Consider the following 20,332-nt stretch of genomic DNA (forward strand, 5'->3'; position numbering starts at 1 on the left):
CGGAGGGCGGGGGGCTCGCCGGCCGGGTGGACTCCCTTGCGGCGATGACTCCATCCTCAGTCCCTGCCACCCCCGCGACGAGTGGCGTAAACGCCTCCACTCGTCAAGATCCCGCCAGGGGTGCGGTGACCCTGACGAACGCCTTCCGGTAGGCCGTCGGCGTCGTCCGCATCTGCCGGGTGAAGTGGTGGCGGTACGTCGCGGTGGAGTCGAAGCCGACCGCCGCGGCGACCTCGTCCACCGTGCCCTCGCCCGACTCCAGCAACGGCAGGCTCGCCGCGATCCGCTGGGAGACCACCCAGCGGATCGGGCTCACACCGTTGCGGCGGGTGAAGTGGCGGAGGAAGGAGCGCTCGGACATGTTCGCCGCGCGCGCCAGGGCCGGGACCGAGAGCGGCCCGTACAGCCGCTGGAGGGCCCAGGCCATGCTCCGGGAGATCCCGTCGTCGGCGCCGTCGGGTCCTATCTCTCCCACCGCCGCCTCGATGAACTGGGCCTGCCCGCCCTCGCGATGGGGCGGTACGACGAAGCGGCGGGCCACGGTGTTGGCGACGGCGGCGCCGTGGTCGGCGCGGACCAGGTAGAGACAGAGGTCGATGCCGGCGGCGCTGCCCGCGCTGGTCAGCACGTCGCCGTTGTCGACGTAGAGGACGTCCGCGTCGACCTCGACCGCGGGATGGCGCTCGGCGAGGGTGCGGGCGTAGCGCCAGTGGGTGGTGGCCCGGCGGCCGTCGAGGAGACCGGTCGCGGCGAGCGCGAAGGCGCCCGAGCAGATGGAGACCAGGCGGGCACCCCGGGCATGGGCCTTGAGCAGGGCGTCCACCAGCGAGGGCGCGATGGTGCCGCCCGCCGGGGAGACTCCGGGGATGATCACGGTGTCCGCGGCGGAGAGGGCCTCGAGCCCGTGCTCCGCGCGGAGGGTGAAACCGCCCACCACGCGCAGGTCCCGGCCGGGTTCCGCCGAGCACACCCGCAGCTCGTACCAGGGCAGATCCCCCAGCTCGGGGCGGGCGAGGCCGAACACCTCGACCACCACGCCCAGTTCGAAGGGCGCCATTCCGTCGAAGGCGAGTACGGCCACCACATGGGCCGGCGCCGACTTCGTGAGGTGAAGGGGTACGGCCTGGGAAGTCATGGCCGTACTGTAGCCAGCCGTCCTCACCAGGCCTGATCGGGCGGGCGGAGGAGGGGCGCGGAGTGCGTGGAGAGCGGCGAGGAGGAATACGCACTCCTTGCCATGTACAACATATAGCGCACTGGGGGGCTTGCGACAAGGCCCCCGGCCTGGGGCAAAATCGCGGACCTAGGCCAGAACTTGCCGAAAAATGGGAGATTCACTCAGTGCGTTCCGATATGTCAGCTCTTGGATCACACGGTTCCGTCGAGGCGGTGGCGACCACCCCCAGTGCGTTCGAACTTCCCGACCACCTTTCCCCCAAGGCCGACCCGGCGCTGATCGCCGGCGACGAACGGCACTTCGCGGCCGTCTCGCACTGCCTGGAGCAGACGATCGCCGAACTGTCCGACCGCCTGGAGGCCACGCGCAAGGCGCCCGGCGGCATCGGCCGGGAGGCGATGGACCGTGACGCGGAAATCCACCGTCTGACCAGCCGGCTGCGGACCCTGCGCCGCTTCGGGCTGGACCTGTGTCTGGGGCACATCGTCCCCGCCGACGGCTCCGAGCCCGTGTACATCGGCCGCCTCGGCCTCACCGACAGCGCGGGCAACCGGCTGCTGCTGGACTGGCGCTCCCCCGCGGCCGAGCCCTTCTTCGCTGCGACGCACGCCTCCCCGATGGGTCTGGCGAGCCGTCGCAGGTACCGCTGGACCCGCGGGCGGATCAGCGACTACTGGGACGAGGTGTTCTCCGCGGACGGGCTCGAAGGGCGTGCCGCGCTCGACGACCAGTCCGCGTTCATCGCGAGCCTGGGCGGCAACCGGTCCGCCCGGATGCGCGACGTGCTCGCCACCATTCAGACCGACCAGGACGCCATCATCCGGGCCGGATCCCGGGGCGCCCTCGTCGTCGACGGCGGTCCGGGCACCGGCAAGACCGTCGTCGCCCTGCACCGCACCGCCCACCTGCTCTACTCCGACCCCCGGCTGGGTCAACGCCGCGGCGGCGTGCTGTTCGTCGGCCCGAGCCGGCCCTACCTGGCCTACGTCTCGGACGTGCTGCCCAGCCTCGGCGAGGAGGGCGTGCAGACCTGCACCCTGCGCGACCTCGTCACCGAGGGGGCCGCAGCGGCGGTCGAGGCCGATCCGCGCGTGGCCCTCCTCAAGTCCTCCGCCGACCTGGTGAAGGCGGTCGAGGCGGCGGTGCGCATCTACGAGGAGCCGCCCACCAAGGGGACGGCCGTCTCCAGCCACTGGTCGGACCTCTGGCTCGGCCCCGACGACTGGGCGGCCGCGTTCGGGGCGGTGGAACCGGGCACCCCGCACAACGAGGCGCGCGACCAGATCCTCGAGGAGCTCCTCACGATCCTGATGGACCAGGACGACAGCGACGTCGCGCCCCACCTGCTCCGCCGTTCCCTGCTCCAGGACCGGGAGCTCATCACCACCCTCAACCGTGCCTGGCCGATGCTCGATGCGGGCGAGCTCGTCGGAGACCTCTGGTCGGTGCCCGCCTACCTGCGCAAGTGCGCTCCGTGGCTCGGGCCCGACGACGTGTCCCTCCTCCAGCGCGCCGACGCCCAGGCCTGGACGGTGTCGGACCTGCCGATCCTGGACGCGGCCCGGCAGCGGCTCGGCGACGCCGAAGCCTCCGTGCGCAAGCGCCGGCACGAGGCGGCCGTCGCCGCCGAGCGTGCGCGCAGGTCCGAGGTCATCGACCGGCTGCTCCAGGACACCGAGATCGACGAGAGCCAGGGCGCGGTGGGGATGCTGCGGGGCCGGGATCTGCAGGACGCCCTGATCGACGGGGACGCCCTGCCCGGCGCCGAACCCGACCTGCTCGCGGGCCCGTTCGCCCACATCGTCGTGGACGAGGCGCAGGAACTGACCGATGCCGAATGGCAGATGCTGCTGGCCCGCTGCCCGTCGCGGAGCTTCACGATCGTCGGGGACCGCGCGCAGGCTCGGCACGGGTTCACCGAGTCGTGGCGGGAGCGGCTCGAGCGGGCTGGGGTCGACCGGATCACCATGGCCTCCCTGAGCGTCAACTACCGCACCCCGGAGGAGGTGATGGCCGAGGCGGAGCCGGCCATCCGCGCCGCACTTCCCGACGCGAACGTACCGACTTCCGTCCGCAGCAGCGGCATCCCCGTCGCGCACGGCCGCACCGCGGACCTGGCCGCGGTCCTCGGCGACTGGCTCGACGCCCACGCCGACGGGGTCGCCTGCGTCATCGCCGCCGCAGGCGTCGACGACGGCACGTACCCGGCGAGCTCCCGCGTCCGCGTGCTGACACCGACCCTGTCGAAGGGACTCGAATTCGACCTGGTCGTCCTCATCGACCCGGACGCCTTCGGCGAGGGCATCGAAGGCGCCGTCGACCGCTACGTCGCGATGACCCGCGCGACGCAGCGCCTGGTCGTGCTGACTTCCACCGCATGACGAAACGGCCCCTGGGGAGCCGGTCGGCCGTGGGACGATGACGGGCCCGGGTGGGCCGGACGCATCGGGTGAGGGGCGGAGCGACGCGTGGGGTTGACGTACTGGCGCAAGGTGATCTTCTTCTTCTCCATATCCGGCCTGTCCGGTGCGGGCCTGGTGGCTGTGGGCACCTACGGGGAGGGCTTCCAGAAGGACGACGACAAGAGCGCGATCTACCTGATCGGGATGTCGCTGGCCGTGGTGGCGGTGCTCGGAACCTTCGTGGAGAACCACCTGGCCGAGCGGGCACGGGCCCGGGCACGGGAACGCGCGATCAAGGCCGAGACGGAGCTCGCCCTGCTCTGCACGACGGTGCTGCCGGCCATCGCGGCGAGCGTCCGGGCCCAGGCGTCGCGGCAGATGGCGCTCAACCCGCCGCCGGCCGGCGCAGGACCGGATCCGGCGCTGGACGCGGAATTCGCCTCCCTGGTGCGGACGGTGCTGATGGCGTCGGTGAACCTGACCGTGCCACCCGTCAACCCGCTGTCCCCGGCGCGGGCCAGGAGCGCCTACTACGAGCTGGACGCGGCGGGCGACTTCCGGCTCACCGGCTTCTACCCTCCGAACGCCGCGTCCCCTCGCGCGGTGATTCCCGGCTCCAGTACCGGGGGTACTCACATCAAGACGGAGATCCTGGGCGTCGGTCAGGTGTGGGTGGTGGACGGGACGGCGAGCCGGATCAGCCATCTGCGCCCGACGTCCGCGAACACCTACGAGGCGGTGATCGCCGCCCCGGTCGTGGACGGGACCCGGCACTTCGGGATGCTGTCGGTGGACGCGCCCGAACTGGAACAGTTCATCGGCGAGCACAGGCAGCTGATCGAGGCGCTGGCCGGGCTGCTGGCCGCCGGCAGGGTACCGATCACGCCGTGAGCGGGGTCCCGGGGGGGTACCGATCACGCCGTGAGCGGGGTCCCGGGGGGGCGTGGACCAGCCGGATGGGATGAGGTGGAGCATGGTTTCGGCATCGAACACGAATCCGCGTGACGACGGTGGCCACGACGGCGTGCCTCACCGGGAGATGCCGCCCGAGTACGAGGTCCTGCTGGGCATGGACGCCCGGAGGCGGCAGGCGCGGGAGAGCGCAACCCGGCGGGTCGACGCGGATCTGGCACGGACGCGGGACGAGGCCGTGCCGCATCTGGTCGTCACCGGTCTGGCTACGGTCGCCTTCACCATCGTGGGCCTCGCGCTGGCGCGGATGACGGACGGCTGGTGGTGGACCGGTCCGATGGGGGCCGCCTTCGCCACCGCGTTCGCCGCCATGGGGTACCTCCGCGCAGGCCGCCGGCGTCCGGAGGGCCGGGCCCGCCGCACCGGCTGAGCACGCCCGGCCCGGCCGGTCACGAAACGGCCGGGTGCCGTGCCGGACGCAGCGAGGCGGGCCGGACCGTGACGACGGGCCCTAGCGCAGGGCTCCGAAGGCCTTCGTGAAGGCCAGGGGCTGCTGGAGGATCGAGCTGCACGTCGCGTCGGCGTAGTTCACGACTCCGGCCGGGCACTGCCGGTCGCGGGTCGCGGACCACATCGCCAGCCTGCCGATTCCCTTCTCGCTCGCGAATTCCACGAGCTGGGTGGCGTCGGCGACGGTGAAGACCTCGGTGGTGACGTCGTTGACGCCGATCATCGGGGTGACGGCGACGGTCTTCCAGGCCGCCGCGTCGGTGAGGCCCAGTACGCCCTTGATCTGGGCCTGCGTGGCCGTGGCGGCCTGGATCGCGTACCGGCCCATGTCACCGCTGTAGGCGGGTCCGTAGTCCATGGCCATGATGTTGACGCCGTGGATGCGCACGCCGGCCTTCTTCGCGTCCGCCAACAGGGCCACGCCCGGCTGGGTGAGCCCCTCGGGCATCACGGGCAGGGTGAAGGCCACGTCGAGGCCCGGGTGGGAGGACTGCAGCAGGGCGATGGCCTGCGCGCGGCGGGTGTTGGCGGCGGTGTCGGGCAGGGCCGCCCCCTCGATGTCGAAGTCAACCTTGGTCAGCCGGTACTGGTCGACGACCTTGCCGTAGGCGGCGGCGAGCTCCTGCGCGGAGCCGCAGTTCAGGGCCAGTTCGTGGCCGGCGGCTCCACCGAAGGAGACGCGGACGTCGCCGCCCTTGGACCGCAGGGCGCCGATCTGCGCGGCGACCTTGTCGTCTCCGAGCCCGGTGACCCCGCCCCACAGCGGGGCGCAGCCGCCGCCGGAGGTGATGAAGGCCAGGTGAAACTCCTTGACGCCGGTCTTGGCCGCCGTGTCGACCAGGTCGTAGGCCGGGTGGAGGGAGGTGTCCACGTACGGCGCGAAGCGCGCGCCGCCGGCCGGGTTCCCGGTCGGGGGCGGGGTCGTGGCGGTGGCCGTCGGGGTGGGCGGGGCGGGCTTGGTCGGCTGCCCCGTGGGGGTCGCGGGAGCGCTCGTACCGGCCGTCGGCGCCGGCGTCGGCGCGGTGGTCGGGGCGCCCGTGGGGGCGGTGGTGGGACGGCCGCCCGGCGGGGGCGTCGGGCCCGGGTCCGCCGAGCACTTCGCCCCGTTGATCCGGCAGGCCGTCGGGTTGCCCGGGTTTCCGCTCGCGCTCGTGACGAAGCCGATCGAAACGGAGGCTCCCGCGGCGAGCTCCTTGTTCCATGCCGCCGGTTTCACGGTGACGCGGCGGCCGCTGACCGTGTGCGAGCCGTTCCACAGGGAGGAGAGCGTGGTGCCGGCGGGCAGGTCGAACTCCAGGGTCCAACCGGTCTGCGCCCGGGTCGTATTGTTGGTGATCACGTACGTTCCGGTGTAACCGCCGCTCCAGGAGCTCGACTTCGTGTACACCGCGCCGACCGAGGCGGCCTGGGCCGTACCCGTGAAGGCGAAGGCGGCGGCTGCGATCAGCACCGCCACCGCCGTACCGCCCGCGGCCTTGGCCTTCTTGCCCGTCCTGCGCCGGTGACCGGTCGTGCTGCCCATCGCGTGCCTGCCTCTGAATTGCTGGGGAGTTCGGGGTGCGGCAGCACGCTAGCCGCCCCGAAACGGACATTTGATCGATTCGGGGCGGCGATGGCGAACCTTAGGTTCCACTTAAGGAAGCGATCGGGCGACCTTAAGACAGCGGACGCCGCTGCGGCCGAGGAACCGTCAAGTCCACTCCGTGAACAGTCGGTTGATCTTCGGGGCGCACGCGGGCGATGCGACATATGCTCCCTCCGTACCTCAATGCGACGTACATCCATGCGACGTACATCCGAACGCCTCGCGAGCCGTAAGGGGACCGCCCCGTGAGTGTCCGAATTCAACCCTCCTCCCAGGTCGACGAGACCGCCGAACTCGGCGAGGGGACCACGATCTGGGATCTGGCGCAGGTGCGGGAGGAGGCCAGGCTCGGCCGCGACTGCATCGTGGGACGCGGGGCGTACGTCGGCCCCGGCGTACGGATCGGGGACAACGTCAAACTGCAGAACTACGCCCTCGTATACGAGCCCGCCGAGCTCGGCGACGGGGTGTTCATCGGCCCGGCCGCGGTGCTCACCAACGACTTCTATCCGCGGGCCGTCGACCCCGACGGCCGGCAGAAGCGCGGCGGCGACTGGGAGGCGGCCGGGGTCATCGTGGCCGAGGGAGCCTCCCTGGGGGCCCGTTCGGTGTGCGTCGCGGGGGTCCGGATCGGGCGGTGGGCGCTGGTCGCGGCCGGCGCGGTCGTATCCCGGGACGTACCGGACTTCGCGCTCGTGGCCGGCGTGCCGGCCCGGCGAATCGGCTGGGTGGGCCGGGCCGGGGTCCGCCTGCTGGAACGCGACGGCGAGCCGGGCGTATGGGAGTGCCCGCGCACCGGCGCCCTGCACGACGAGACCGACGCAACCCTGGCCGAGCGCACCTGACGCAACGTCGGCAATTTGGGTCAATGGCATTTCCTCAAAACCACAATCAATGAACATCCTTGGGCATACCTTGTCCCTGTACACGGGATCTGAGCAGGCAACAGGCTGTGTTCAGTGGGGGGTTGTACACGACGAGGGCAATCGCGGACAAGGTGACGGCAGGCGCAATTCCATGCGCCCGCCCGCCGCCGTCCGCGCGCCCCGATCCGGGACTTCGCTGGAGGGGGATCCAGCGGACCCGGACCGCTCGTGCCATCGGGGGGATCACACCGTTGGCACGCGCAGCGTCATGCGCAGTCCCCTCCGCTGGACGACGACCGCCGGGTCTGTCCTAGGAACGATTTTTCAGAGGGGGTAGGTGTGTTGGAGCAGTACGGCTACAGCTCGGACATACAGGGCTGGCAGGGCATGCGGGAAACCGAGGTGGGGACCCGGTGACCGCCAGACGATTAGCAGCACTGGCCCACGAGGACCCGTCGCTGCACGCCCTCGCCGAGCGGCTGCTCGCACTGGCCGAGGCGGGGCTGCCCGAGATGTACCTGCCGGGCGCGGAGACCTTCGTCTTCACGCGGGTGGGGACCGTCTCCCCCGACGGCGCGAGGCGCATGGAACGGCGCGGTACGAGCACCCGGTACGCGGCCATCACCGCGCTGGGAGCGCGCTTCCTCCCCGAGGAACGCCAGCGCGCAATCTTCGACGGCCACAGCGCCGCGGAGTTCACGTCCCTGCTGGTGGAACGGCTGCCCGCGGTGACGAACCTCGGCGACGCCGCGCTCATCACCTGGGCCGCGGCCGAGACCGGCCACCCCAAGCTCGCGGACGCCGTGGCGCGGGTGGCCGAACTGGACGTCCCCGGACGTCCGCAGTACACCGTGGAAGCCGCCTGGGTGCTGTCCGCCCTCACCGCGGCCCGTACCTCGGTGGACGTCGAGTACCGGCTGGCGGCCGCCCGCGACCGCCTGCTGGCGGCCCGGATCGGGGACGGCCCGCTGTTCCCGCACGCCACCGCGCCCGGACTGGTCCCCGGGTACCGCTCCCACGTGGCCTGCTTCGCCGACCAGACCTATCCGCTCCAGGCACTGGCCCGGCTGCACGCCAGCGCCCCCGACCCGAAGGCCCTCGCGGCCGCCGACGCCTGCGCCGCCCGGATCTGCGCCCTGCAGGGGGACGGCGGACAGTGGTGGTGGCACTACGACGCCCGCACGGGCGGCGTGGTGGAGGGCTACCCCGTCTACAGCGTGCACCAGCACGCCATGGCACCGACGGCCCTCTTCGACCTGGCCGAAGCGGGCGGCACCGACTTCGGCGCCGAGATCCGCCGGGGTCTGCGGTGGATGACGGAGGTGCCCGAGATCAGCGGGCCCGACGGCGTGCCGCGCGAGCCCATGATCCGCGAGGAGTTCGGGGTCACCTGGCGCAAGGTCTACCGCGGCGACCCCGCCAAGGCCGTGCGCGCCGCCCGCGGCCTCACCACCCGGGTCGCCCCGCGCGCCCGGCTGGCCCCCCTCGACCGGATCTTCCGCCCCCTGGCGGTGGACCGCGAGTGCAGGCCCTACGAGTTCGGCTGGCTGCTCCACGCCTGGCTCGGGGGGCTCGGGAGATGAACCACAGACAGTCCCTCTTCGGAGTGGCGCTCGACCCCCTGACCATGGACGAGACGGTCCGGCGCTGCCTCGACGCCGTCCAGCGCGGTGAGCAGATCGAGATCGGCATGGTCAACGCGGCCAAGCTGGTCAACATGCGCCGCGACCCCCGCCTCGCCGCGGCGGTCGCCGGCTGCGACCTCGTCCTGGCCGACGGCCAGGCCGTGGTCTGGGCCGGTCGCGTCCTCGGGGTCCGGCTGCCCGAACGGGTCGCGGGAATCGACCTGTTCATGCGGCTGCTGGCCGCGGCGGAGACCGCCGGGGTCCCCGTCTACCTGCTCGGCGCACGGCAGGACGTACTGGACCTCATGCTCGGGCGGATCTCCGAGCGGTTCCCCGCCCTGCGCGTCGCGGGGAGCCGCAACGGCTACTTCGAGGACTCCGAACAGGGCGAGATCGCCGACGCCGTGGCCTCGAGCGGGGCCCGGATGCTGTTCCTCGGCATGACCTCGCCCAAGAAGGAGATCTTCACCGCCGGCTACGGCAAGCGCACCGGCGCCCACGTGGTGCACGGCGTGGGCGGCTCCTTCGACATCCTGGCCGGCATCACCAAGCGCGCCCCCCTGCTCTGGCAGCGGATGGGGCTCGAATGGTTCTACCGGACCCTCCAGGAACCGCGCCGCCTGGGCAAGCGCTACCTCACCACCAATGCCGCCTTCCTCCTCATGACGGTCCGCGAACTCATCCACCGCACACCGTCCACACCGCCTTCCGGTTCCGCGAACAGGAGTCACTGATGCGCGTCGTCGTCGTGGGACAGGGATACGTAGGCCTTCCGCTGGCCATCAGGGCCGCCGAGGTCGGACACCAAGTGGTCGGCTACGACGTGGACGCCCGGCGGGTCAAGAGCCTCGCCGCCGGCGAGTCGTACGTGGAGGACGTCTCCTCCGCCCGGCTGGCCAAGGCGCTGGAACTGGGTACGTACCAGGCCAGTGACCAGGCCCGGGACTGCGGCGGCTTCGACGTCGCGGTCGTCACCGTCCCGACCCCCTTGCAGGACGGTGCCCCCGACCTGCGCTACATCGAGGAGTCCGCGCACACCCTGGCGCGCTTCCTGCGGCCGGGAGCCACCGTCGTACTGGAGTCGACCACCTACCCGGGCACCACCGAGGAGCTGTTCGGGCCGATCCTGGAGGACGGTTCGGGCCTCACGGCCGGCGTGGACTTCCACCTCGGATACAGCCCCGAACGCATCGACCCCGGCAACAAGGTGTGGGGCTTCCAGCAGACGCCGAAGGTGGTCTCCGGTGTCAACGCCCTCTCGCTCAAGGCAGTGGAGACCTTCTACGCGGGCCTCGTCGACACCACGGTGCCGGTGCGCTCCCCCAAGGAGGCCGAGCTGGCCAAGCTGCTGGAGAACACCTTCCGGCACGTGAACATCGCCCTGGTCAACGAGATAGCCATGTTCGCCCGCCACCTCGACATCGACGTGTGGCAGACCATCGAGGCCGCCTCCAGCAAGCCGTTCGGCTTCATGAAGTTCACCCCGGGTCCCGGTGTCGGCGGGCACTGCCTGCCCATCGACCCCTCGTACCTGTCGTGGCGGGTGCAGCGCGAGCTCGGCCAGAACTTCCGTTTCGTGGAACTGGCCAACGACATCAACAGCCACATGCCCGAGTACGTGGCGCGCCGCGTCATGGACGCGCTGAACGCCAAGCGCCGCTCGGTCAACGGCTCCCGGATCCTGCTCCTGGGACTGGCGTACAAGAAGAACACCGGCGACGCCCGGGAGTCTCCCGCGGTACGCGTCTCCCAGTTGCTCCTGGACATGGGCGCCAAGGTGCGCGCGGCCGACCCCCACGTGGTGGAGAGCATCAAGGTCGACGCCCGCCTCTCGCGGGTGGAGCCGACCCGCAAGGAGCTGGCCGCCGCCGATGTGGTCGTCCTGCTCACGGACCACGACTCCTTCGACTACCCGATGATCACCGAGCACGCCTCGCTGATCCTCGACTGCCGCAACCGGCTGTCGGGACCCACGGTGGAGGTGCTCTGACTCCATGACCAGGATCGTCTGCGTGGCCGGGGCCCGGCCCAACTACATGAAGATCAAACCGGTGATGGACGCGCTGGAGCGCCGCGGCGCCGAAGTCGTCCTCGTCCACACCGGCCAGCACTACGACGAGTCCATGAACGACGTCTTCTTCCGCGACCTCGGCATCCGCTCCCCCGACCGCTATCTGGGAGCCGGGTCCGGCAGCCACGCCCAGCAGACCGGCCGGGTGATGGAGGCCTTCGAGCCGCTGCTCGAGGAGCTGGTCCCGGACGCGGTCGTGGTGGTCGGGGACATCAACTCCACCCTGGCCTGCGCCGTGGTCACCGCGAAGGCCGGGCCGCTGCTGGCCCACGTGGAGGCGGGGCTGCGCAGCCGGGACTGGAGCATGCCCGAGGAGGTCAACCGGGTCGCCACCGACCGGATCAGCGACTACCTGCTGGCCCCCTCCCCCGACGCCGCCGCGAACCTGCGGTCGGAGGGGTACCGGGAGGACCAGATCCACGTCGTGGGCAACGTCATGATCGACACCCTGTTCGCCAATCTGGACCGGGCCCGGCGCTCCGACGTCCTCGACCGCTACGGGCTCACCCGCGGCGGGTACGGCCTGGTCACCCTGCACCGGCCGGCCAACGTGGACGATCCGGACGCCCTGCGCGGTCTGCTGAAGGCGCTGGGCGAGATCGCGGGCCGCTGCCCGCTGCTGCTGCCCGTGCACCCCCGGGCGGCCGAACGGCTGGCCGAGATCGGCGTGCCCGGCGGCATCCGGCTGGTGCCGGCCGCCGGATACCTCGATTTCATCGCCCTGCAGGACTCCGCCCGCGTGGTGCTCACCGACTCCGGGGGCATCCAGGAGGAGACCACGGCGCTCGGCGTGCCCTGTGTGACCCTCCGGGAGAACACCGAGCGCCCGATCACCGTCGAGCAGGGCACCAACGTCCTGGCGGGCACCGACCCGGACCGCATCACGGCCACGGTGCACCGGGTGCTCGACGATCCGCCCGCGCCCCGCTGCCCCGAGCTGTGGGACGGCCGCGCGAGCGAGCGCATCGCGCAGGTGCTCCTGGAGGGCGGGAGCGCGGCGACCCGGCCGCGGCCCACCGACCTGGTCCCGGGCACCGCGCCCGTCGTCTAGCGCCGTGGCCGGAAGGGTTCGCCGTACGGCGGACCCTTCCGGCCACGGCACCGTTTCCACCCCTGTTCCACCTGGATCGAAAGAAGGCTGATGGACCTCGCGGAGATCTGGCGGGTCATGCGCAGGCGCTGGTACGTGCTGCTGCCCGGGCTGCTGCTCACGGCCGCGCTCATCACCGGCGTGTACCTGCTGGTCCCGGTGGAGTACCGGTCGCAGAGCACCGTGACCCTCCTGAACTCGAAGAAGGCCACGGTCGCCTTCGACGGCAACCCCTTCCTGAGCACCCAGGCCTCGCTCACCGGCATGGCCGACGGGCTCGCCCGCAACCTGAACTCCGACGATTCCAAGGCCGACCTCAAGGCCCAGGGACTCACCGGCGTGTACGAGGCGAAGATCGCCGACAACGCCCAGGGGCCCTTCATGTGGCTGAGCGTCACCGGCACCGACCCGGCCGCCGTCCTGCAGTCCGACAAGCTCTTCACCGCGTACGCCGAGAAGCGGCTCCTGGAGTTCCAGGCGCAGCAGTCGGTGACTCCCGAGGCGATGATCCGGATGGCGACGATCGTGCCGCCGCAGAAGCCCGAGGCGCAGACCAAGACCCGGCTCCAGTACCTGGTCATGGCGGCGGCGCTGGGCTTCGTCCTCAGCCTGGTGGCCACCTTCTTCGTCGAGGCCCGGCGCCGCAAGGCCGACAAGCCCGGCCGGCGCAAGCCCGTGGCATCCGACCCGGAGCCGCCCGAGGACCACGGCTCAGGGCCGGGTTCCGGTTCCGGTTCCAGTTCCGGTTTCGGTTTCGACGACGGGTCCGACGATCACACCGGCGCCGCCGACCCCACGGCCACGATGGCGCTCAAGGTCCTGCCCTCGTCGGCCTTCCGCTCCAAGGCACCCAAGTGACCGCCCCCACCACGGACACCGGCACCCAGGACCCGTCCGGGGCGCCGCCCGAGGAACCTTCCCTGGGCCGCAAGGTGGGGTCCGCCGCCCGGTGGAGCCTGGTCAACACCATGGTGATGCGCCTGGGCAACTTCGCCATGGGCATCGTCCTCGCCCGCTTCTTCCTCGGTCCCGAGGCCTGGGGCGTCTACGGGATCGCCCAGACGGTCCTGCTGGTCCTGCTCTCGGCCAACGAGCTGGGGGTCTCCCTGGCCATCGTGCGCTGGGAGGGCGACCCGCGCCGCTTCGCCCCGACGGTCCTGACCCTGAGCGCCGCCTCCAGCTGCCTGCTCTACGCGGTGCTGTTCGCGCTCGCCCCGGCGGTCGCCGGTGTGCTGGGCTCGCCCGAGGCCTCCGGCGTCCTGCGGGTGATGTGCCTGGTCGTGGTCCTCGACGGCCTGTCGCAGGTACCCGCCGGCTTCCTCACCCGTGCGTTCGCGCAAGGCCGGCGGATGGCCGTCGACGCGGTCAACTTCGTGCTCAGCACCACGGTGACCCTGCTCCTGGCGATGCAGGGCTGGGGTGCGATGAGCTTCGCCTGGGGCGCCGTCGCCGGCAGCGCGGGCGCGCTCGTCGGCTGCTGCCTCGCGGCCCCGGGCACCCTGCGGTTCGGCTGGGACCGGGAGCAGGCACGGGCACTGCTCCGTTTCGGGCTGCCGCTCGCCGGAGCCAGCCTGCTCGCCCTCGGCGTCGCGAACGTGCCGCCGATGGTGGTGGGTTCGACCCTGGACCAACTGGCCCTCGGCTTCTACGTCCTCGCGTTCAACATCTCCGGCTGGCCCGTACGGATCGTCTCCGAGGCGGCCCGCCGGGTCTCCTTCGCCGGATTCTCCCGGCTGGCCGAGTCCCCCAAGGCACTGGCCGACGGATTCGGCCGGGCCCTCGGCGTCCTGGTGACGGTCACCGTGCCGCTCTGCGTGCTGCTGGCCGGCCTCGCCGGACCGATCGTGGTGCTCGTCTACGGGGAACGGTGGGAGCCCGCAGCCCGTGCACTGCCCTGGCTGATGGCTCTCGGCCTGATCCGCATCGGCTGCGAACTCGCCTACGACTGTCTGGTGGCCATCGGGCGACGCCGCTCGCTGATCGCCGTACAGGGCCTGTGGCTCCTCCTCCTGGTCCCGGTCCTCGTGGCCGGCGCCCGCACCGGCGGGATCGCCGGGGTGGCCCAGGGCCAGGTCCTGGTTGCCGGGGCCGTCGTGGTGCCGGTGTACCTCGTCGCGCTGCACCGCGGCGGTGTCCGGCTGGGCATCGTGGCGCGCGCCTGCGCCTGGCCCCTCCTCGGCGGGGCCGTGATGGCGGGTGCGGTTCTCGGCATGGAACGGGTCCTGGGCGACGGCGTCCTCGCGCTCCTGACGACCTCGGCCGCCGCCACCCTGTGCTATGCCGTGTGCGTCCTGCCCAGCCTCGGCTTCCTCCGCGGCACCGCACCGGCCGCCACGTCCACGACGATCAAGGAATGACACCATGGCACGCCTTCGCAGACGACTGTGGGCCTGGCTGCTGGCCGGGTTCTTACTGGCCGCCGCCCTGACCCTCTACCAGGCCGAGCGGACGGGCCGCAGCGAGTCGGCGGCCGATTCCTGCCCGGAAGCCGCCCTGGAGTGCCCCGGCGAGGAGAAGCCCCTCCCGCTGCCGGTGCCCACCACCGAGCCCTCCGCCTCGCCGTCCGCACCCGGCAGCCCGAGCCCCTCCGCGACCTCCGCCTCCCCGTCACCCACTCCCCCGCCGGGCAGCAGTGCGCCGCCCGCACCGGGCCCCGCCTGCAACGCCACCTCACCCGGCGCCTGCGGCTTCCCCGACGCGCGCTCCACCGGACCGCGGATCGCACTGGAGCGGCACGACACCGGGAACATGTCGATCAAGACCGACGGCACGGTCATCAAGGGCTGGGACATCCGCGGTTCGCTGGACGTGTACGCCGACAACGTCACGATCATCGACAGCCGGATCACCTCGACCAACTGGTGGGGCGTCAACCTCCGTCCGGGCTTCAAGGGCCTGCGGGTCCTGCACACCACGATCACCGCCGTACCGGGCAAGGGCCCCGACAACGGCGGCGTCAACTACGCGGTGTCCAACATGGGTGACAGTTCCGTCGAGGTCGGCTGGTGCGACGTCTCGGTGTTCGGCAACGCCCTGTCCATGGGCCAGGGCAATCTGCACGACAACTACGTCCACGACATCGTCGCCTTCCGCAATCTCGGCGGGGAGTGGCAGCACACCGACGCCGTGATCAGCGGCGGTGGCAACAAGGGCCGGCTGACGGTCCGCCACAACACCCTGCTGAACGCCGTCCCGGTCGACAAGGGCGCCAGCGCGGCGCTCGGTCTCTTCGCCGACACCGGTGTGGTCTCCAACGTGATCGTCGACGACAACTGGCTGGCCGGAGGGGCGTACGCGCTCTACGGCGGCGGCCCGGGGGCCACCGGCATCCAGGTCACGGACAACGTGTTCTCCACCCAGTACCACCCCAAGAGCGGGCTCTACGGGGCGGTCGCCGCGTGGAACGCGGGCGGCGCGGGGAACGTGTGGCGCGGCAACCGGATGTCGGACGGGCGTCCCGTCGTACCCGAACCCTCCCCCTGACCACCGAGAGGACATGACATGCGCCGCATCGCCCGGGCCCCCTGGGAGCTGCTCAAGCGGGCCTTCGGCTGGCTGGTGCTCTTCGAGGCCAGGAACAAGCTCCTGCTGGCCCCCTCCGCCCTGCGGCTGCGCCGTTTCGAGAACGCGGAGACCGGCCGGCTGGGCTCGCTCCTGGAGCGGCCGCCGTCCGCCCTGGTGGCCACCGTGATCGCCACCCACCGCCGCCCCGAGGCCCTGCGCTCGGCCGTGCGCTCGGCTCTCGCGCAGACCGTGGCCGACCAGGTGGTCATCGTCGTGGACGACGGCGCGGGGCTGCCCGAACTCCCCGCGGATCCACGGCTCTTCGCGGTCTCGCTGGCACGGAACACGGCCACGGCCGGAGTGGTGCGCAATGTGGGGATCCGGCTCAGCCGCTCGCGGTACGTGGCCTTCCTGGACGACGACAACCTGTGGGAGCCGGACCACCTGGAGCAGGCCCTGACGGCCCTGGAGTCGCCGGGCGGGCCGGACGCGGTGTACACGGCGCTGCGCAGGATGCTCCCCGACGGTACCCAGCGGGACGTGCTGTCGGTGCCCTTCGACCGACGACGCAGCGCGCACGAAGCCTTCCTCGACACCAATGCCTTCGTGGCGCGCCGCACCCCGGCCCTGTACTTCAGCCGCCTGCGGCGGACCCCCGAAGTGCTGCCCCGCGAGGACTGGGAGCTGGTTCGCCGCTACAGCCGGCGCCACGAGGTGCGCCACCTGCCCCGTCCCACCGTCCGGTACCTGGTCAATCCGGAGAGCTTCTACACCGCCTGGGACGGGCCGGCGCCGACCGGTCCCGCTCCCGCCGGTCCGGCCCCCGTCGCCTGACCGCCGGCTCAGGGCCCCGGGGTGGCGCGCAGGGCGGTCCGGCTGGCCAGGGCGCGCGCCGCGGCCCGGTTCGCCGGGCGGCCGAGCGCCGCCCGGGAGGTCTCCCGTAGCAGCACGGCCGCGCGGAAGGCCGCGGTGGCGGGCGCCGAGTGGCGGCGGCCGTAGAGGCGTACGCGGTTGAGGGTCAGCAGGGTCCACAGCCGCGGGGAGACCTGCGAGTCCCCGCCGAGGTGGACGGCCGAGGCGGCGGGTTCGAGCCGGGTGGCGAAGCCCCGGTCGCCGGCCCGCAGGCAGTACTCGGTCTCCTCCGAGTAGAGGAAGAACGATTCGTCCCAGGCGCCGCAGACCTCCAGGCACTCCCGGGAGAGCGCCATCAGCGCGCCGGTCGCCCAGTCGGCGACCGTTCTGCGTCCGTACGCCGACGGATCGGTGACCAGCTCGCTCCAGCGCGGGAAGCGTCCGGCGCGGCGGTTGCCGATCACGGCCTCGCCCAGGGCGCGGGTCACCCGGGACTCCCGGCGCAGCGAGTAGTGGAGCGTCCCGTCCTCCTCGTACAGCAGCGGGACGCTGATCCCCACCCGGCCCCCGCCGTTCACCGGGTCTCCGAGCGCGCCCACGAGGAGCTCCGCGCAGCCCCGCCGCATCCGGATGTCCGGATTGCACACCAGGGCGGCGCGGAAGCCGCCCTCCCATCCGGCGGCGGCCGCCAGGGCGGCGTTCACCCCGGCCGCGTAGCCCGCGTTGCGGCCGGTCTCGACGACCGTGGCCTCGGGAGCCAGCGACCGGACGAGGTCCACGGTGCCGTCGGCGGAGTCGTTGTCGGCGACGACCAGCCGCCAGTCGACGCCGGCCATGCCCTCGGGCAGGGAGGCGAGGAACTCGGGTATCACCCGGGCGCTGTTCCAGGTGACGACGAGGACGGCTACGGGGCCGGTTGAAGCTGTGTCGGTTGAAGCGGTGCTGTCGGAAGCTGTGCTGTCGGAAGGCACGGGGACTCCACGTTTCGGGGCTCGGGCGCGGCGCGCCGGATGAAGCCGAGGTAGCTGCCTCCGGCGGCGATCGTCAGGAAGAACATCCCGGCGAACATCGGGAAGCTGAGGGCGTCGAAGGTGGCCGCGCTGACCAGGGCGACGAGGGCCGAGGCGAAGAAGGCCTGGCCGAGCTCCCGGTCGGACTCGTCGGCGGCGAGACGGCGGATGGCGCCGCCCTGGTGGATTCCGGTGAGGAAGAGCGCCAGGAGCGCGAGCAGACCCAGCAGGCCCATCTCCGCCAGGGTCAGCATGTACTGGTTGTCGGTGAAGAAGTAGAGGTCCGGGGTGAAGGTGCCCAGGCCCCGGCCGAACAGCGGGCGTTCCTCCAGGTAGGGCACGATCGCGCTGTACTTCACCGTGCGGGCCTGGGTGCTGCTGTCGGAGTTCGACACGAAGGACGCGAAGAGCGTGGTGATCGTGCCGATCAGGCCGGGGACGAGGACCTTGAAGACGGCCACCGAGCCGAGCAGCAGGCCGAAGGTGGTCCAGCGGCGCTGCGGCTTCCACCGGGGCACCATCACCAGCACCACGATGAGGGCGCCGATGATGGAGGTCCGGGACACCGTCAGCGGCAGGGCGCCGCCCATCAGCGCCACCGGAGCCCAGCGGCGCCAGCGGCTGAGCTGGGCCCGGGCCGGATCGAAGGCCTGCTGGATCGCGAAGGGCAGCAGCAGGGCGAGCATGCCGCCGAACTCCAGCGGCTGCGCGGTCGTCGACCGCGGCCTGGTGAAGGCCCCGCGGTCCAGGGTGGTGATCTGCGCGACGCTCGACTGGAGCCCCGGGATGCTGATCTTCTCGGCGATGTTCGTCGCGGTGAAGAAGTCGTAGTAGCCGATGGCGGCGACCACCGCCCCCATCACCACGGCCCGCCGCAACAGCACGTCCAGGCGTGCCCGGTCCTGGATCCCGGCGGAGATCAGCACCACCAGCGATACCCAGACCAGCAGCCCGATCAGCCCCCGGTCGGCGCCCAGCACCTCCTTGTGCGAACTGCCCCGGGAGGCGTTCGCGAGGTACGAGGCCAGGACCGAGACGGCCAGCAGCCACATCACGACCCGGGGCAGCCGGGTACCGGGAGCCGGTCTGATCCGGCCGGTCAGCCAGGTCGCCAGGTACCAGAACAGGGCAAGGAGCGCGAAGACGTTGGCCGGGGTGCCCACACCGCCGAGACCCGGCAGGGTGAGGTTCGAGGGGATGAAGAAGGCCAGCCCCAGATAGCCGGTGAGCAGGGCGGTGGCGTCCAGCTCGCGGTGGCGCGTCCGCCGGCGCACGCGCGGGGCCGTCCCCGCGGCGGCCGCGGCGGCCTCGCGCCGACGGCGGCGGCCCGCCAGCATGCTCTCCAGGACGAAGGAGGCCGTGAAGCCGGCGACCAGGCCGGCGATGAGCACGGCCAGGACCTGCTGGTAGCGGGTCTTGAGCTGTGGTTTCGGGGTCTGCGGCAGCACCACGGGCGCGGTCTGCACGAAGTACGCGGGCTGCACCTTGGCCGCCGCCTGGAGCGCGTTGAGCTGCTCCCCGGCGAAGTCGGTGAGCAGGCTGGTCTCCTTGAGCACCTTGGCCCGGTTGGTGCCCGTGACGGTCAGCGTGAGCATCGGGCCCGAGGCGTTCGCCGCGAAGCCGACCGTGTAGGGGTCGGTCACCCCGAGCCCGTGCAGGTCCCGGGCCGCATCCGCGCCCGACAGGGTCCTGATGAGCACGTCGGCGGTCACCACGAGGGAACCGCCCGCGTTCGCGATGGGGTTGCCGAAGGCGGGGGCCAGCTGGGCCACGGCCGCGGAGTCGAGCAGGGCCACCGAGCTCTGGGACTGGTAGGACACCGGGACCGACTGGTAGAGCTGCGCTCCCGCGAGGACCCCGCACAGCGTCAGGGGCGCCATGACGTACCAGCGGCGCCGCAGCACCGCTCCTATCTCACCGATGTTCACGAACGCTCCCTCGCAACTGCCCGGGAACCGTTGGCGTGTTGCCCGGCGTCCTGGGAAGATCGAACACGACGGAAGGAATCCTGTGTCGCCTGGTGAGCTGTTCCGCACGTTGCGCCGCCGCTGGTACGTGCTGGTCCTGGCGGCAGTGCTGGCGGCCGCCGGGGCGCTCCAGGTGCTCCGGCCCACCACGACGTACGTGAGCACCGCGATCGTCGTCCTCAAACCGCCGGTGACCGGCAACCAGCCGAACCAGCTCGCCAATCTGCAGCCGCCGCTGGCCGCCGTCTCGCTGGCCGCCGTACAGCAGTTGGACTCCTCCGACGGGGAGGCCGAACTGCGCGCCGCCGGGGTGCTGGGCACCTACCGGCTGATCCCGCGCAACAGCGGCACGAGCGTCACCCCGCGCTATCTCATCCCCTCCCTCCAGATCCAGGCGCAGCACACGGACCCGGCCACGGCCGACCGTTCGGTGCTGAAGGTCGTCGAGGTCTACGGGAAGCACCTCTCGGACATGCAGGCCGAGCAGCAGATCCCGGCGGCGGGCCGGATGAGCGTCACCCTGCTCGTACCGCCGTCCGCGGTGGCGCAGCTCGGGACCAAGAGCCGCGGACTGGCCGGGACGGCCGTCCTGGCCCTGGTCGCCGGCACGGCCTGCGCACTGTGGACCGATCAGTTGCTGGCGGGCCGCGCCCGGCGCCGGCGCGAACGCGCCGGCGCCGGAAGCAACAGGACGGAGCGGGACGGGAGTCCCGTGCCGGCGGCCGCGGCGGCCCGCTGAGACAGCGGGCCGCCCGGCCGCC

Annotated in this window: 17 protein-coding genes; 13 read left to right on the forward strand and 4 right to left on the reverse strand. The window is 72.0% G+C overall.

The genetic code is table 11. The annotated features are described in order from the left end of the window. Nucleotides 1–103 precede the first annotated feature (103 nt). Entirely contained in the window at nucleotides 104–1,135 is a 1,032-nt protein-coding gene (locus ACE1OC_RS01635; protein ID WP_407835426.1) for a helix-turn-helix domain-containing protein, read from the reverse strand. Nucleotides 1,136–1,389: 254 nt separating this feature from the next. Here ACE1OC_RS01635 and helR point away from each other — a divergent pair, with 254 nt between their 5' ends. The 3 genes from helR (at nucleotide 1,390) to ACE1OC_RS01650 (ending at nucleotide 4,921) form a co-directional block, all read left to right on the forward strand. Next, nucleotides 1,390–3,558 (forward strand): RNA polymerase recycling motor ATPase HelR, encoded by a 2,169-nt coding sequence (gene helR / locus ACE1OC_RS01640; RefSeq protein WP_407835427.1) that lies wholly within the window; start codon nucleotides 1,390–1,392, stop codon nucleotides 3,556–3,558. Between the two features lie 87 nt (nucleotides 3,559–3,645). Next, nucleotides 3,646–4,470, forward strand: coding sequence for a GAF domain-containing protein (locus tag ACE1OC_RS01645; RefSeq protein WP_407835428.1), 825 nt, complete (start codon nucleotides 3,646–3,648; stop codon nucleotides 4,468–4,470). A gap of 82 nt (nucleotides 4,471–4,552) precedes the next feature. Beyond that, nucleotides 4,553–4,921 (forward strand): hypothetical protein, encoded by a 369-nt coding sequence (locus tag ACE1OC_RS01650; protein ID WP_407835429.1) that lies wholly within the window; start codon nucleotides 4,553–4,555, stop codon nucleotides 4,919–4,921. Between the two features lie 81 nt (nucleotides 4,922–5,002). On the opposite strand, the gene ACE1OC_RS01655 is transcribed toward ACE1OC_RS01650, so the two are convergent. Beyond that, a complete protein-coding gene (locus ACE1OC_RS01655) occupies nucleotides 5,003–6,523 on the reverse strand; it encodes a cellulose binding domain-containing protein (RefSeq protein ID WP_407835430.1) in 1,521 nt (506 codons plus the stop codon). Between the two features lie 308 nt (nucleotides 6,524–6,831). Between ACE1OC_RS01655 and ACE1OC_RS01660 the strand changes: the two genes are divergently transcribed. The 9 genes from ACE1OC_RS01660 to ACE1OC_RS01700 all read left to right on the forward strand — a co-directional run bounded on the left by ACE1OC_RS01660 (nucleotide 6,832) and on the right by ACE1OC_RS01700 (nucleotide 16,576). Continuing rightward, complete coding sequence (locus tag ACE1OC_RS01660) at nucleotides 6,832–7,431, forward strand: acyltransferase (protein WP_407835431.1); 600 nt, start codon at nucleotides 6,832–6,834, stop codon at nucleotides 7,429–7,431. A 434-nt stretch (nucleotides 7,432–7,865) separates the two neighbouring features. Beyond that, nucleotides 7,866–9,035 (forward strand): hypothetical protein, encoded by a 1,170-nt coding sequence (locus ACE1OC_RS01665; RefSeq protein ID WP_351370120.1) that lies wholly within the window; start codon nucleotides 7,866–7,868, stop codon nucleotides 9,033–9,035. Further along, nucleotides 9,032–9,811 (forward strand): WecB/TagA/CpsF family glycosyltransferase, encoded by a 780-nt coding sequence (locus tag ACE1OC_RS01670; RefSeq protein WP_407835432.1) that lies wholly within the window; start codon nucleotides 9,032–9,034, stop codon nucleotides 9,809–9,811. Before ACE1OC_RS01665 ends, ACE1OC_RS01670 begins: the two co-directional genes overlap by 4 nt. After that, complete coding sequence (locus ACE1OC_RS01675; RefSeq protein WP_407835433.1) at nucleotides 9,811–11,067, forward strand: nucleotide sugar dehydrogenase; 1,257 nt, start codon at nucleotides 9,811–9,813, stop codon at nucleotides 11,065–11,067. The genes ACE1OC_RS01670 and ACE1OC_RS01675 overlap by 1 nt, the downstream gene beginning before the upstream one ends. Nucleotides 11,068–11,071: 4 nt before the next feature. Continuing rightward, nucleotides 11,072–12,199, forward strand: a complete 1,128-nt coding sequence (gene wecB, locus ACE1OC_RS01680) for a non-hydrolyzing UDP-N-acetylglucosamine 2-epimerase (RefSeq protein WP_407835434.1) — start codon at nucleotides 11,072–11,074, stop codon at nucleotides 12,197–12,199. Between the two features lie 90 nt (nucleotides 12,200–12,289). Then, nucleotides 12,290–13,096, forward strand: a complete 807-nt coding sequence (locus tag ACE1OC_RS01685; protein WP_407835435.1) for a chain length determinant protein — start codon at nucleotides 12,290–12,292, stop codon at nucleotides 13,094–13,096. Further along, nucleotides 13,093–14,595: an oligosaccharide flippase family protein gene (locus ACE1OC_RS01690; RefSeq protein WP_407835436.1), complete on the forward strand. Its 1,503-nt coding sequence runs from the start codon at nucleotides 13,093–13,095 to the stop codon at nucleotides 14,593–14,595. The genes ACE1OC_RS01685 and ACE1OC_RS01690 overlap by 4 nt, the downstream gene beginning before the upstream one ends. Nucleotides 14,596–14,599: 4 nt before the next feature. Beyond that, entirely contained in the window at nucleotides 14,600–15,721 is a 1,122-nt protein-coding gene (locus ACE1OC_RS01695; protein WP_407835437.1) for a hypothetical protein, read from the forward strand. An 18-nt stretch (nucleotides 15,722–15,739) separates the two neighbouring features. Next, nucleotides 15,740–16,576 carry a glycosyltransferase family 2 protein gene (locus tag ACE1OC_RS01700; protein ID WP_407835438.1) on the forward strand — a complete coding sequence of 279 codons (837 nt, stop codon included), beginning with the start codon at nucleotides 15,740–15,742 and terminating at the stop codon, nucleotides 16,574–16,576. Between the two features lie 8 nt (nucleotides 16,577–16,584). On the opposite strand, the gene ACE1OC_RS01705 is transcribed toward ACE1OC_RS01700, so the two are convergent. Further along, nucleotides 16,585–17,565, reverse strand: coding sequence for a glycosyltransferase (locus ACE1OC_RS01705; protein WP_407835439.1), 981 nt, complete (start codon nucleotides 17,563–17,565; stop codon nucleotides 16,585–16,587). Beyond that, the gene (locus tag ACE1OC_RS01710; protein WP_407835440.1) at nucleotides 17,499–19,532 is read right to left on the reverse strand and encodes an O-antigen ligase family protein; all 2,034 of its coding nucleotides are present in this window, start codon (nucleotides 19,530–19,532) and stop codon (nucleotides 17,499–17,501) included. The genes ACE1OC_RS01705 and ACE1OC_RS01710 overlap by 67 nt, the downstream gene beginning before the upstream one ends. A gap of 82 nt (nucleotides 19,533–19,614) precedes the next feature. Here ACE1OC_RS01710 and ACE1OC_RS01715 point away from each other — a divergent pair, with 82 nt between their 5' ends. After that, nucleotides 19,615–20,310, forward strand: coding sequence for a hypothetical protein (locus ACE1OC_RS01715; protein ID WP_407835441.1), 696 nt, complete (start codon nucleotides 19,615–19,617; stop codon nucleotides 20,308–20,310). The last annotated feature ends 22 nt before the right edge of the window (nucleotides 20,311–20,332 follow it).

Source organism: Streptomyces stoeckheimensis, assembly GCF_045822005.1.
Lineage (GTDB): Bacteria > Actinomycetota > Actinomycetes > Streptomycetales > Streptomycetaceae > Streptomyces > Streptomyces stoeckheimensis.

Coding starts and splice junctions, on each gene's coding strand:
- ACE1OC_RS01675 (WP_407835433.1), top strand. CDS start 9,811: ATGCGCGTCGTCGTCGTGGGACAGGGATACGTAGGCCTTCCGCTGGCC.
- ACE1OC_RS01695 (WP_407835437.1), top strand. CDS start 14,600: ATGGCACGCCTTCGCAGACGACTGTGGGCCTGGCTGCTGGCCGGGTTC.
- ACE1OC_RS01650 (WP_407835429.1), top strand. CDS start 4,553: ATGGTTTCGGCATCGAACACGAATCCGCGTGACGACGGTGGCCACGAC.
- ACE1OC_RS01685 (WP_407835435.1), top strand. CDS start 12,290: ATGGACCTCGCGGAGATCTGGCGGGTCATGCGCAGGCGCTGGTACGTG.
- ACE1OC_RS01635 (WP_407835426.1), bottom strand. CDS start 1,135: ATGACTTCCCAGGCCGTACCCCTTCACCTCACGAAGTCGGCGCCGGCC.
- ACE1OC_RS01700 (WP_407835438.1), top strand. CDS start 15,740: ATGCGCCGCATCGCCCGGGCCCCCTGGGAGCTGCTCAAGCGGGCCTTC.
- ACE1OC_RS01655 (WP_407835430.1), bottom strand. CDS start 6,523: ATGGGCAGCACGACCGGTCACCGGCGCAGGACGGGCAAGAAGGCCAAG.
- wecB (WP_407835434.1), top strand. CDS start 11,072: ATGACCAGGATCGTCTGCGTGGCCGGGGCCCGGCCCAACTACATGAAG.
- ACE1OC_RS01670 (WP_407835432.1), top strand. CDS start 9,032: ATGAACCACAGACAGTCCCTCTTCGGAGTGGCGCTCGACCCCCTGACC.